The organism is Ensifer sp. (assembly GCF_035999135.1).
Lineage (GTDB): Bacteria > Pseudomonadota > Alphaproteobacteria > Rhizobiales > Rhizobiaceae > Ensifer.
In genome coordinates this window covers 1-11,991 of the sequence record NZ_DASYGZ010000167.1, presented here as the reverse complement: position 1 = coordinate 11,991, position 11,991 = coordinate 1, and the positions used below count along the sequence as shown (strand labels likewise).

Annotated in this window: 16 protein-coding genes and 1 tRNA gene; 8 read left to right on the top strand and 9 right to left on the bottom strand. The window is 61.4% G+C overall.

The window, feature by feature from the left end; genetic code table 11:
- From VGO12_RS21625 to VGO12_RS21615, 3 genes are all read left to right on the top strand, one after another.
- The coding region (locus VGO12_RS21625) for a glycosyltransferase (protein WP_327514806.1) at positions 1 to 328 on the top strand (328 nt) is incomplete at its 5' end.
- Between the two features lie 254 nt (positions 329 to 582).
- Complete coding sequence (locus VGO12_RS21620; RefSeq protein ID WP_327514805.1) at positions 583 to 1,257, top strand: DUF5343 domain-containing protein; 675 nt, start codon at positions 583 to 585, stop codon at positions 1,255 to 1,257.
- The gene (locus VGO12_RS21615) at positions 1,250 to 1,726 is read left to right on the top strand and encodes a TIGR02391 family protein (protein ID WP_327514804.1); all 477 of its coding nucleotides are present in this window, start codon (positions 1,250 to 1,252) and stop codon (positions 1,724 to 1,726) included. The genes VGO12_RS21620 and VGO12_RS21615 overlap by 8 nt, the downstream gene beginning before the upstream one ends.
- A 154-nt stretch (positions 1,727 to 1,880) precedes the next feature.
- On the opposite strand, the gene VGO12_RS21610 is transcribed toward VGO12_RS21615, so the two are convergent.
- Positions 1,881 to 1,956, bottom strand: a tRNA-Ile gene (locus VGO12_RS21610).
- Between the two features lie 257 nt (positions 1,957 to 2,213).
- On the opposite strand from VGO12_RS21610, the gene VGO12_RS21605 reads away from it, so the two are divergent.
- Both VGO12_RS21605 and VGO12_RS21600 read left to right on the top strand, forming a co-directional pair.
- Positions 2,214 to 2,954, top strand: coding sequence for an SIMPL domain-containing protein (locus VGO12_RS21605; RefSeq protein ID WP_327514803.1), 741 nt, complete (start codon positions 2,214 to 2,216; stop codon positions 2,952 to 2,954).
- A gap of 520 nt (positions 2,955 to 3,474) precedes the next feature.
- On the top strand, positions 3,475 to 3,819 hold the full coding sequence (locus tag VGO12_RS21600; protein WP_327514802.1) for a GNAT family N-acetyltransferase: 345 nt from the start codon (positions 3,475 to 3,477) through the stop codon (positions 3,817 to 3,819).
- Between the two features lie 282 nt (positions 3,820 to 4,101).
- On the opposite strand, the gene VGO12_RS21595 is transcribed toward VGO12_RS21600, so the two are convergent.
- The 4 genes from VGO12_RS21595 to VGO12_RS21580 form a co-directional block, all read right to left on the bottom strand.
- Complete coding sequence (locus tag VGO12_RS21595) at positions 4,102 to 4,491, bottom strand: hypothetical protein (protein ID WP_327514801.1); 390 nt, start codon at positions 4,489 to 4,491, stop codon at positions 4,102 to 4,104.
- Positions 4,492 to 4,922: 431 nt separating this feature from the next.
- Positions 4,923 to 5,327: a ketosteroid isomerase-related protein gene (locus tag VGO12_RS21590; protein ID WP_327514800.1), complete on the bottom strand. Its 405-nt coding sequence runs from the start codon at positions 5,325 to 5,327 to the stop codon at positions 4,923 to 4,925.
- A gap of 125 nt (positions 5,328 to 5,452) precedes the next feature.
- Positions 5,453 to 5,875, bottom strand: coding sequence for a secondary thiamine-phosphate synthase enzyme YjbQ (locus tag VGO12_RS21585; RefSeq protein ID WP_327514799.1), 423 nt, complete (start codon positions 5,873 to 5,875; stop codon positions 5,453 to 5,455).
- A 139-nt stretch (positions 5,876 to 6,014) separates the two neighbouring features.
- Positions 6,015 to 6,368, bottom strand: coding sequence for a DUF1428 domain-containing protein (locus VGO12_RS21580; protein WP_327514798.1), 354 nt, complete (start codon positions 6,366 to 6,368; stop codon positions 6,015 to 6,017).
- Between the two features lie 159 nt (positions 6,369 to 6,527).
- Here VGO12_RS21580 and VGO12_RS21575 point away from each other — a divergent pair, with 159 nt between their 5' ends.
- Positions 6,528 to 6,980 (top strand): VOC family protein, encoded by a 453-nt coding sequence (locus VGO12_RS21575; protein WP_327514797.1) that lies wholly within the window; start codon positions 6,528 to 6,530, stop codon positions 6,978 to 6,980.
- 150 nt (positions 6,981 to 7,130) lie between these two features.
- On the opposite strand, the gene VGO12_RS21570 is transcribed toward VGO12_RS21575, so the two are convergent.
- A complete protein-coding gene (locus VGO12_RS21570; protein ID WP_327514796.1) occupies positions 7,131 to 7,700 on the bottom strand; it encodes a hypothetical protein in 570 nt (189 codons plus the stop codon).
- Positions 7,701 to 7,871: 171 nt separating this feature from the next.
- On the opposite strand from VGO12_RS21570, the gene VGO12_RS21565 reads away from it, so the two are divergent.
- Together VGO12_RS21565 and VGO12_RS21560 are read left to right on the top strand one after the other, a co-directional pair.
- Positions 7,872 to 8,285, top strand: coding sequence for a lysozyme inhibitor LprI family protein (locus tag VGO12_RS21565; protein ID WP_327514795.1), 414 nt, complete (start codon positions 7,872 to 7,874; stop codon positions 8,283 to 8,285).
- A 5-nt stretch (positions 8,286 to 8,290) separates the two neighbouring features.
- Positions 8,291 to 9,112 (top strand): DUF2066 domain-containing protein, encoded by an 822-nt coding sequence (locus VGO12_RS21560; protein WP_327514794.1) that lies wholly within the window; start codon positions 8,291 to 8,293, stop codon positions 9,110 to 9,112.
- Positions 9,113 to 9,145: 33 nt separating this feature from the next.
- On the opposite strand, the gene VGO12_RS21555 is transcribed toward VGO12_RS21560, so the two are convergent.
- From VGO12_RS21555 to VGO12_RS21545, 3 genes are all read right to left on the bottom strand, one after another.
- The gene (locus VGO12_RS21555) at positions 9,146 to 9,439 is read right to left on the bottom strand and encodes a GYD domain-containing protein (RefSeq protein ID WP_327514793.1); all 294 of its coding nucleotides are present in this window, start codon (positions 9,437 to 9,439) and stop codon (positions 9,146 to 9,148) included.
- A gap of 190 nt (positions 9,440 to 9,629) precedes the next feature.
- Positions 9,630 to 11,687, bottom strand: a complete 2,058-nt coding sequence (rpoD, locus tag VGO12_RS21550; protein ID WP_327514792.1) for an RNA polymerase sigma factor RpoD — start codon at positions 11,685 to 11,687, stop codon at positions 9,630 to 9,632.
- An 89-nt stretch (positions 11,688 to 11,776) separates the two neighbouring features.
- A partial coding sequence (locus VGO12_RS21545; protein ID WP_327514791.1) for a hypothetical protein occupies positions 11,777 to 11,991 on the bottom strand: 215 nt, incomplete at its 5' end.

Here is an 11,991-nt window from a genome sequence, read left to right as displayed (position 1 = left end):
CGTCTCGTTTGCCTGCGACTGGGGCCCGACCGACATGATCGCCGACGGCGAGGACGGCATCCTCGTGCCAGACGGCGACGTCACCGCGCTCGCCGACGCCCTCTCCAGCGTGATGGGCGACGAAACCCTCCGCACCCGCCTTGCCGCAAACGCCCAGGCCAACGTCCAGCGCTACGACGCAGAACACGTGCTTTCCCAATGGGACGCCGTGGCGCTCTCGGCACTCGACCAGTCGAGCGCACGCAAACGCGCGTCAAACCCCACCGCCCTGCCCGCTTCAGGCGAAAACATGACGAGCTGGCTGTTCATGACAGGCTGGATACTCTGAGTGGTGGAGCGCCAGACTATCCGGACTGAAGCTCCTTGCTTTCATTTAAGATGATAAGTGGCCCGATTGGTTGGCACCTGGCCATATGTCGTGGATTTCGAGCGGACAGTTTAGTAACCGCGGCGCGCCCGCCAAAAAATACCTGGGTATGAAGTGCGTTTCTAAGATCCCACTCTTACAACCAAAGCTTGATTCGGTTGACGTAACTCCTGCGCTCGCGTGATCTATCGGTCATTCGATTCAAGGAGAAAACCATGGCATCTCATCCGTATATCTCTGGCCCGGGCAACATCACCCAGATGATCGGTTTCCTGCGGAAGAATTTCCCCGCAACGATCTCTTCGGAGACAGTTAAGAAATACCAGGTTGCCTCGAACAATGAGAGCTATGTCATCAACGCCCTTCAGTTCCTCGGGATCATCGACGAAGAGGGCAAGCGCACGAACAAGGGACACGAAGTCTTGCTTTTGCCTCAGGGCCAGTTCGAAAAGGCGTTCGCATCTCTGGTCCGCGAGGCATATGCCGACCTCTTCGAAATCAGAGGTGAAGATGCCTGGACCCTTACCAAAGCCGAACTGACGGCGTATTTCCGCACCAACGACAAGACGAGCGAAGTCATCGGGAGCAGGCAGGCGGGTGTCTTCCAGGCGTTCAGTGTCCTGGCTGGAAACGAGCAACAAGTAACGCCGACCAAACCTCGCGCGCCGGCATCCAACAGCAATTCGAAAACAACGAAACTCAAACCCTCAAAGACGAAACAGACCGACATCGTCATCGAGCCTGTTACGGTTTCGGTACCGGGTCACGCGTCATCGAGAAGAGACATGGCGTTGACGGTGCGGATTGAAATCAACCTGCCTGCCGAAGGATCACAGGAGACCTACGACAACATCTTCAAGAGCATCAAGGCCAACCTAATCGATGTTTAAAAACCTTACTCGGTTCGAGCGGATCGCCAGGGCATCCCGTAACGTTGGAAATTCGCCCCAATCGTTGACACCTGCTGCTCATCCTTTTGATGAGCGGAACATCCATTCCGCCATCACCATGGTATCTAGGGCTCTTTTTGACGACGGCCACTATTCGCAGGCGACCTTCGAGGCCTTCAAGCTCCTTGACACGCACGTGAAGAAGCTTTCCGGCGTGAACGACAGCGGTCACGGCCTGATGATGAACGCGTTCGGCGAGAAAAACACCAAGATAAAGCTAACGGACATGCTCACGCAGAGCGAACTGGACGAACAGAGCGGATACAAGTTTATATTCGCGGGATCTATGTCAGCAATCCGAAATCCAAGGGGCCATGAAATAATTCATGACTCCATTGATCAGTGCCTGGATCACCTTTCGATGGCATCTACGTTGCTTCGGCGGATTGAAGACAGGAAGTCGCCTTGACATAAAACGTGGCCGGCTACCGTGGGAGCCACACACTAGGGACGGAATGATCGGGCTCGTCGCTCAACGTCGCTTCGCAGAGAAAACAGGCCTATCCGGCGATCAATCCTGGCTCGCGTGCGACTTTCCGGGTTTGTCTCGCGATTGGTATGAATGGTGGGCCCGGAGGGACTCGAACCCCCAACCAAGCGGTTATGAGCCGCCGGCTCTAACCATTGAGCTACAGGCCCACTCTGGATCTGCCCCTGTCCTCAAATCGTAACGATCCAAAGATAAGAACGGGCAGCAACTTCAAGTGCTACCGCGGCCTTTGCGCTTCAGCGCGAAGCGTGGCAGCGTAGCCATCCAGCGGCGCGAACCAATGGCAGTTCGCGTCGTGTGTTGGCTCTAGCCGAAAACCTTTTTGCGGACAAGCCATTGCCGCAATGCTCACACAATCGGAAGCCAAGAAGACGCCAGGGACGGAACAACCGGAGAGACATCGACCATGATTTCCACACGCACTGCCCGCACGCTTTCGATCGCCGCCTTCGCTGCCGCTTTTGCCGGCGTTGCCGCCGCTCAGGCGCAGGAGACGGACAAGGACAAGGCAACCATCGTCGTTGCCGGCGAAGGCCGTGCGACGGTCGCGCCCGACATGGCGGTTCTGCAACTGAGCGTCGTCAAGGACGCCAAGACCGCCCGCGAAGCGCTCGATGCCAACAACAAGACCATGGCCGAAGTGCTGAAGGCTCTGAAGGACGGCGGCATTGCCGATCGCGACCTGCAGACGAGCGGCTTCATGCTGAACCCGCAATACACCTATCCGACCAACACCGACGGCAGCAACCGTGCGCCGGAACTGATCGGCTACCAGGTGACCAACGGCGTCAGCGTGCGCGTGCGCGACCTCGCCAAGCTCGGCGAAGTGATCGACAAGTCGGTGACGCTCGGTGTCAACCAGGGCGGCGGCGTGCAGTTCACCAACGACAAGCCGGAAGCCGTCATCACCGAGGCGCGCAAGGCGGCCGTTGCCGATGCGGTCGAGAAGGCCAAGGTGCTGGCGGAAGCCGGCGGTGTCTCGGTCGGCAAGATCCTCAACATCTCGGAACAGGGCTTCCGCCCCGAGCCGGTGCCGATGATGCGCGCCGGCATGGCCAAGGAATATGCCGCCGATGCCGTTCCGGTCGCAACCGGCGAGAACAGCTACAACGTCACCGTCAACGTGACGTTCGAAATCAAGCAGTAAGCTTGTCAAGGAGGCCCGCAGCCAAGCGCGGGCTTTCGGTATGGATACGCTCCCGGCGCCGAAAATCGGCGCCGGGAGCCCTGTTTTTGCGCGACGCTGATCGCATCAGCAATGCCCTCAACCAGGCTCTCGTCAAGACGGCGATCGTCAGCTCCGACTTTCAGGGACGCCTGCCATGACGCCCCCTCCTGTGAGCACGTCATCGAACGTTCGCGCACTTGCCCGGCCGTAGCGATCCGCAATCGCAGTTCCGCTCGCCCCCTAGACCCTACGTCGTTCCCGGGCTTGATTTTCAGGGTGGACCGATGCCTGATGCCGGGGAGATCGCCGACTGGCATGGGCTGGTTGGACATCTGGTCGCAACGCCATCAGGTTTCCGTGACCTGTTCCGGCAATGCCCGCAGCCGATCGGGCAACTGCAATCGCACCATGCAGATCCTTACGCATTCGCCACACTTGCAGCGTCGAGATTGGACAATCGTCTGGATTGGCCATCTGGATTGGTCCGAGGGGTGCAGGCATGTTGAAGCCGTTCAAGACCGAACGCTTGGAAATCCGCCAGTTGGAGGCGAAGGACGCCCCGGAACTGACCGGGATCAGCGATGTGCCGGCCGTGAGCCAATGGATGGCCTTCATGGAGGTTGGGTTCCCGCTTGCGAAGGCGCAAACCCTCATCGCCAGCCAGAGCGACACCAGGGAATACTTCTTCGCGGTGCGGCTTCCCGATCGAACGCTGATCGGCGCCATGGGTGTCATTGACCACCCTGACAGAACCGTTGAGGTCGGCGCTTTTGGGGACACTGGCGCAGATTGCCGCTCATCCAGCGCTGGCTCACCGGCCTGTTTTTGCCGAATGTCGACCTGACAACACCGCCTCCATCCGGCTGTTGACCAAGGCCGGTTTCCACGCCACGGGACGTCCTGGCCCCCCGGCCCAACCGGATCGAATTCAGGCTTGGATGATTGCGCGAAACGGCAACTGCAAGACCGCGATCGCCAGGCGGCGCTACGCCCGTTCAGGTCACGAATGCGCGCGGCCCGTTCCACTGGCTGCACGCCGCAGCCAACAAAAAGGCCCCCCGTGCCGGAGCACGAGGGGCCATTCTTCCGCCGGCCGGGGGAGACAAGGCGGGAAGATCTTTAGAGGTTACCAGCGGCCCATCGTCGGGCAGCCGCGGACGTTTGCAAAGACGATGCGGTCGCGGTAGCCGTCGCGGCGACCTTCGACGACAACACGACGCGACGAAACGTCGGCGACATAGGCGCGACGGAAGCCACGGTCGCGGGCCTTGTCGACGGCCATCCACGGGGCGCAGCGGCCGCCACGGCGATCGCGATCCCAGTGACGATCACGGCCACGACCCCAGTCGCGTTCGTCGCCATAGCCGCCATCATAGTCGCGGTACTGGACGCCAACGCCGCCGCCCGGGCCGATGCCGAATTCGATCGAGTCGGCGGAAGCGGTGGAAGCGGCGCCAAGCAGGCCGGTCACTCCGATGACGGCGGCAGCAGCAGCGTTAAAAAAGCGGTTCTTCATGACATCTCTCCAGGCTTGAAGGGTTCAAAGGGCAATCACCGTCCCAAGCGATTGATCAAAGGATAGGTTCCTGAAGCTGAACGACAGCGGAACCCGATGTTCATGGGAGGTTCAGATTGCCGGAACGTGATCCCTGCGTCGGAAAGCTGTGCGGACGCCGAGCCAGCGAACTCCGCAGCTCGGACCGTGCGCGGCGATAACGGCTTGATTTTTCTCACTTTGGCGAAGGACCATGCCGTGGCGGCACGTGTGCGGACACAATCTCCTGGTTGCGCCGGATTGCGCTCGATGATTCGGAGGCAAAACCCGGCGGCAGCCCCGACGACAGCGACGTGAATCCGCGGATCGCAACCAGTGGCGCGAGCACAGTTCGATTTCATGAAATTGTTGCGCTCAGGAAGCCGGTTCCAGGCGCATCGGCTGCGGCACCCTCAGCCGGCCAGCGCCTGCTCGAAGACGCGAATGTTGCGATAGTGGCTGAGCCGGATGATGGCGCCGTCCTCGATCTCGAAAATCAGCACGCTCGGGATCGAATAGGTCTGGCCGGACGCGGCCGGAAACCCCTCCATCGTCTCCTTGTAGGTGCCGCGCACCGTCAGGTCGGCGGCAACGCGCTGGCCGAAGGCGTCGCGCATCAGCACCACGTCGCCGAACTGCTCGTCGAAGCGACGCAGGTAATTCATCAGCCAGGCGCGCAAAGGTGCGACGCCGACCATGCGCTTGCCGGTAAGCGAATCAAGCTCGATATCCTCATGCGCCAGCCGCGCGATGGTCTCGAAATCCCGCTGGTTCAGCGCTTCGATGAAGCGACTGGCAATGGTCTGCGCATCGGTCATGACTGCTCCTCTTCGGCGCCTCGCACCTGACCGCACGCTCGCGTGCGGTCAGCCCGAAAACCTGCCTGTTTAACTAGAACGCGAACCGTCCGGGTCAATCGCCCGCTGTCGGGTTTGAGCCGGCTTCATTGGCCGAGATGCAGGACGACCTCGCGCCGGTGCGGTCGGTCGCGGTGCTCGAACAGATAGATCCCCTGCCAGGTGCCGGTGAGCAGGCGTCCGCCGGCAACGGGAATGCCGAGCGAGACCTGCGTCAGCGCGGCCTTGATATGGGCCGGCATATCGTCCGGCCCTTCCTGGGTGTGCACGATCCAGCGCATCGACGGATCGGAGGACGGCGGCACGAGGCGACGAAAGAAGCCGTCAAGGTCGCGCTTCACATCCGGATCGGCATTTTCCTGGATGAGCAGCGAACAGGAGGTGTGCCGCACGAAGAGGGTGAGAAGCCCTTCATCTGTGCCATGGGCCCGCACGAACCGGGCTGCCGCGTCGGTGAACTCGTAGAGCCCCTGCCCGCGGGTTTCGATGGTGATGGTCGTCTGCGGCATGGCGATCTCCGGACGCGTTGCGCCGGGCCCGATCCTCGGGCACGGCGTATCGAAACGCCAGACGCTTTTACCCCGCCAACGGCCGCCATCCAAGGCTAGAGAACGGCAGCCGCCGCCGGCCGGACTCTGGGCGCGACGCTCAAAGCGAAAGGAAGCTCTGGAAGCCGCCATAGATCAGGCGCTTGCCGTCGAACACCTCCTTCCAGGCATCGCCCTGCAAGCGCGGATCGGCCATCACCTTGGCGACGATCTCGTCGCGGTCGGCGCGCGACTTGTAGGTGACCCAGGAAAAAACCACCGTTTCATCTTCCTTCGCCTGCACCGCGCGCGGGAACGATGTGACCTCGCCATAGGGCACGTCATCGCCCAGGCATTCGCAATAGGAAAGCGCGCCGTGCTCCATCCAGACGTCGCCGGCCGCTTTGGCCATCGCTTTATACGCCTCGACATTCGCCTTCGGCACGGCAACCAGGAAACCGTCCACATAGGTCATTGAAAGTTCCTCCTCGGTTCATCGACCAGCATAGGACGCTGCAGGGGCAAAAGTTCCGACATCACCACAAAATTTTCTTCGCGATTGTCACGGAGCCTGTCGGGATCGGCGATGCTCGCGCGTCCTTTGCCGGTACCATCCAACAGCGGGGACCCACAGATGCAGAAGATCACGCCCTTTCTCTGGTTCGACGATCAACTGGAAGACGCCATCGGCTTTTACACCTCCATCTTCCGCAATGCCCGCATCACCGACGTCAAGAAAGGCCCTGACGGCAAGGCCTTCACGGCATCGTTCGTGCTTGAGGGCCAGCACTTCATGGGGCTCAACGGCGGCCCGCATTTCAAGTTCAGCGAAGCGGTGTCGTTCTTCGTGCGCTGCGCCGACCAGGCGGAGGTCGACTACTTCTGGGAGCGTTTGCTCGAAGGCGGCACGCCGCAGCACTGCGGGTGGCTGAAGGACAGGTTCGGGCTTTCCTGGCAGATCATTCCGGACGCGCTGATGCGGCATCTTGGTGATCCCGATCCGGCCCGCGCCGCCCGCGCCCAGCAGGCGATGATGGGCATGGTGAAGATCGATGTTGCCGAACTGGAGCGCGCCGCCGCCGGCTAGGAGACATTCGCTTGCAGCCCACGGCCAGAACCGATGCCTGAAGCGCCGTGCGTTCATCCGGACGCGCAAAGGACGCATGAGCACTTTGATTCCAGAGCATCTTTCTGCCCGCGAGTGATCCGACTTGAAGGCAGGATGCTCTCGGGTCCGTCAGGCGCCGCAGCCCCTGAGCTGCTGGCTGTAGACCGACGCCATGCCGGCCGCCCGCTTGGCGCCGGTCTTGGCCGTGTCGCTCCAGTTGCCACGGGCATAGCCGGCGTGGCCGTGGTAGTAGGCAATGTAGAGCCGATAGGCGTCGTTGAGTGCGATGCCGTTCTGCTTTGCGCTTTCGCGGTGATACCAGGCGATGAAGCGGATCGCGTCGCCGAAATCCGAGCGCCGCGCCGCCCAGCGGCCCGTCTCGCTCTGGTAGCGCGCCCAGGTGCCATCAAGCGCCTGGGAGTAGCCATAGGCGGTGGAGACGCGCGTCCAGGGAATGAAGCCGAAGAGCTTGGTGCGCGGCGGCCGGGCATTATGGCGGAACCCGGATTCGGTATAGACGGTCGCCATCAGGATCGACACGGGCACACCGTATTCGCGCTGGGCGCTGTACGCCTCCCGGCGCCAATTGTTGAAAAGGCCATCTTGCTGCTCGAAAACGGCACAGGCATTCCGGGTGTCTCTCGGCACCGTTCCGCAACCGGCCAGCAACAGGAGGACGACGACAAATACGCAACGCATCGCAGAACCTCGGGTTTCCGAGAGATTGATAAAACGTAAACCTTAAGGATCCCTTTTGATTCAATTGCGAGCGATGGGGGGAGTTACGTGTGCTCACAAGAATTCGACTATCGGAGGTTTTGATCAGGCCCTATTCTTCAAGGCTGATAAGGCGATGCGAGGAGGAGAAGAATGCGGCTTCCTGTTTTCATGTTTGCAGCCCTTGCCGGCGCCACCGGCCTGTTACGGCCGGCACTTGCCGCCGATTGCGCCGCTGCCCTTGACCAGGCGACGATGAACGAATGCGCCGACAAGGCACTGAAAGCCTCCGACGCGGAACTCAACAGCCTCTACAAGCAGATCGTCAGCCGCCTGAAGGACGATCAGGACGCCGCGAAGCTGCTCGTTTCGGCACAAAAGGCGTGGATCGCCTTTCGCGACGCGGAGTGCAATTTCTCCGCTTCCGGCGTCGATGGCGGGTCAGCCTATCCGATGGTTCTCCTGCAGTGCCGGGATGGCCTGACACGCAAACGGGTCGAGGACTTCAAGACCTATCTTGGCTGTGAGGAAGGTGATCTGAGTTGCCCGGTGCCTGCAGCAAACTGAGGGCCTTGGCGCAGGTTGCAGCCGCCATCTGGCTGGCCGGCCTCGTCCACGCTTCACCCGTCGGGCCGGCCTTCGCTGGCGATGTCGCCAGCCTCTACACCAGCGATGCCATCGTCACCGGCACGGGCGAGGTCAATCGGCAGATCGGCTTTCGTGAATGTCTGGGTGAAGTGCTCGTCAAGCTGTCAGGCGACCCGACGATCATCAACGCGCCGGGCTACGCCGCACTTCGGGCCGAGGCCGGGCGTTTCGTCTCGTCCTTCTCCTACCGCGACCGGATGGAGGGTATCCCGATCCACGACGAACAGGGAACACACGACCGCCCGCACGACCTCACCTGTGGGTACGAGCGGAAGACGCTCGACCCGCTGCTTGCAGACCTTGGCCGCAAGCCCTGGCTTGCTCCTCGCCCGTCGATCGCCGTTTTCGTTGCGGTCAAGGACCAGAGGCGCCGCTTCGTGCTGACGCGGGATGGCAGCGAAAGTCCATACATGGCGGACTCCTTGAAGGCGGCATCCGTTCCGCTGGGACTTGCGACGCTGCTGCCGGACGCTTCGACTGCGACCGCCCGCCAGCTCGATTTCGACAGGCTCTCGCAGGCGCGCACAGGCGAACTCGTCGCCGCAACCGCTGAAGTCGGAGGCGATGTCGCGCTTGCCGGCACCGTCATCTGGTCCGATGCCGAGCGTGGCTGGGTTGCTGACTGGCGCATGGACGCGGGCGGCAAGCCCTATCGATGGCGGACAAGCGGCGTCAGCTTTGACGAGGCCTTTCGCGTCGCCATGCGCGGATCAGCCCGCATCCTCTCCGGCAACGGCGCGCCGTAGGGAAATCCGCTCTCAAACGACGGTGACCGTGCCTTATCCGAGCGAGGCCACCAGTTCGCGATAGGCGGCTTCCGGGAAGGCCTTGAGCGTGCGGGTGCGCACATTGCCGCCCATGCCGAGCGTCATGGCAAAGCGAGCCGCCACCGCATCGTCAGGCGCCTCGCAGATGGCCACCATGTCGTACTCGCCCATGGTCAGAAAGAAATGTTTGAACGAGCCGCCCATGTCGGCGAGCATCTTCTTGGCCGCATCGAGGCGCTTCGGAGAGTCCCGCACATTCTTCACGCCCTGCTCTGTCCAGTTGAGGAGCACGACATACGTGGTCATTTCACACCTCCACGAAGGCACGTTCACGCCCGCGGTGCGATTGCTCCCGCGTCTTCGACGGGTGCCCCAGATTGCTGCGAAAGCGTGACTATACGCTTCAGTCGAACCACTCACAAATCACATGGGACAGGCGCAAACGAAAAAGCCGGGCGACGGGCCCGGCTTTTCCAATGGTTCAATGGTCGACCGCTTAGCTGTCGAGGAAGCTTCTGAGCTTCCTGGAGCGGCTCGGATGCTTGAGCTTCCTGAGCGCCTTCGCCTCGATCTGACGGATACGTTCGCGGGTCACCGAGAACTGCTGGCCGACTTCCTCGAGCGTGTGGTCGGTGTTCATGCCGATGCCGAAGCGCATGCGCAGCACGCGCTCTTCGCGCGGCGTGAGCGATGCCAGAACGCGGGTCGTCGTCTCGCGCAGGTTCGCCTGGATGGCGGCGTCGATCGGCAGCAGCGCGTTCTTGTCCTCGATGAAATCGCCGAGGTGCGAATCCTCTTCGTCACCGACAGGCGTTTCGAGCGAGATCGGCTCCTTGGCGATCTTCAGGACCTTGCGGACCTTTTCGAGCGGCATGGCGAGCTTTTCGGCCAGTTCTTCCGGCGTCGGCTCGCGACCGATCTCGTGCAGCATCTGGCGCGAGGTACGGACGATCTTGTTGATCGTCTCGATCATGTGCACCGGGATGCGGATCGTGCGGGCCTGGTCGGCGATCGAGCGGGTGATCGCCTGGCGGATCCACCAGGTCGCATAGGTCGAGAACTTGTAGCCGCGACGGTATTCGAACTTGTCGACCGCCTTCATCAGGCCGATGTTGCCTTCCTGGATCAGATCGAGGAACTGCAGGCCGCGGTTGGTGTACTTCTTGGCGATGGAGATGACGAGGCGCAGGTTCGCTTCGACCATTTCCTTCTTGGCGATGCGCGCTTCGCGCTCGCCCTTCTGCACCATCGAGACGATGCGGCGGAATTCGGCGATCGAGATGCCGGTTTCGGTCGCAAGGTTCTGGATCTCCTGGCGGATGTCGCGGATCGTCTGGTTTTCGCTCTTGGCGAATTCCTTCCAGCCCTTGCCGGCCAGGTTGCTGATCGACTTCATCCAGTTCGGGTCGAGTTCGGCACCGGAATACTGTTCCAGGAACGAATCGCGCTTGACGCCGTAGCTTTCAGCAAGGCGCAGCAGGCGGCCTTCGTTCTGCATCAGGCGCTTGGAGATGTCGTAGAGCTGCTCGACCAGACTGTCGACGCGGTTCTGGTTGAGCGACAGCGACTTGACCGCCTTGATCAGCTCGTCCTTCAGCTCCTTGTAGCGGCGCTCCTGGGCGGGCGACAGCGTGCCGGTGGCAGCGAGACGGGCTTCCACCTGCTGGTCCTGCAGCTTGCGCAGCTTCTTGTAGGTCTCGGCGATGATGTCGAGGGTTTCCATGACCTGCGGGCGCAGTTCCGCTTCCATGGCGGCGAGCGAGAGGTTCGACTCGTCGTCGTCTTCCTCTTCCTCCTCGGCCGGCATGACATCGCCGCCGACATTGGTGATGTCGTCGTCGTTGGCGGGCGAGCGAACCTTGCGGGTCTTTTCCTTTTCCTCGGCAGCCTTGCGGTCAGCCTCGATCTTTTCCGGGCTCTGGAACTGCGGCGCGGCCTTGGCCTCGGGACCGGAATAGGTGGTCTCGAGATCGATGATCTCGCGCAGAAGCGTCTGGCCTTCGTTCAGTTCGTCGCGCCAGATGATCAGCGCCTGGAAGGTCAGCGGGCTCTCACAGAGACCGGCGATCATCGTCTCGCGGCCAGCCTCGATGCGCTTGGCAATGGCGATTTCGCCTTCGCGCGACAGAAGCTCGACCGAGCCCATTTCGCGCAGGTACATGCGGACCGGATCGTCGGTGCGATCGGTCGGTTCCTTCTTCTTGCTGGTCGCAAGCGAGGTGCCGCTGGAAGGGGCCAGTTCGCCGCCTTCGCTGTCGCCGTCGTCGTCGCTGGCCTCGTCGTCGCCACCGCTGGCAGCCTCTTCGGCTTCCTCGTCCTCAATGACGTTGATGCCCATGTCGGACAGCATCGCCATCGTATCTTCGATCTGTTCGGAGGTGACTTCCTCGGACGGAAGGACGGAATTGAGCTCGTCCATCGTCACGTAGCCGCGCTTCTTGGCGGCCTTGATCATCTTCTTGACAGCGTCGTCGGAAAGATCGAGAAGCGGGCCGTCCGGAGCGCCTTCGCGTTCTACGTCAGCTTCTTCGTTTTCTTTGACTTTGGTTGCCATTTAGTTCGTCGCTTTCCTTGTCGCAACCGGCGTGAGCCCGGTGCCAATGCCGCTCGAAGGTCCGGGTGCGCCGCGCACCCGCCACCGAATCATTTCCCCTGACGTAACGGGATGATGTTTAATTCCTGTTTAACCACGATAGCGATCGTGGCAAAGCGGGCAAGCTCCGACAGTCCTGCCACTGAAACGCCTCTGGCATGATTCCCTAACCGCCGTGTCATCTCGCCATTTCTTATTCGGAAATGGTGATTCCCAGAATTTTCGATCCCGTCAAGCATTTCCGCTGAAAAACCGGCTGATTCGG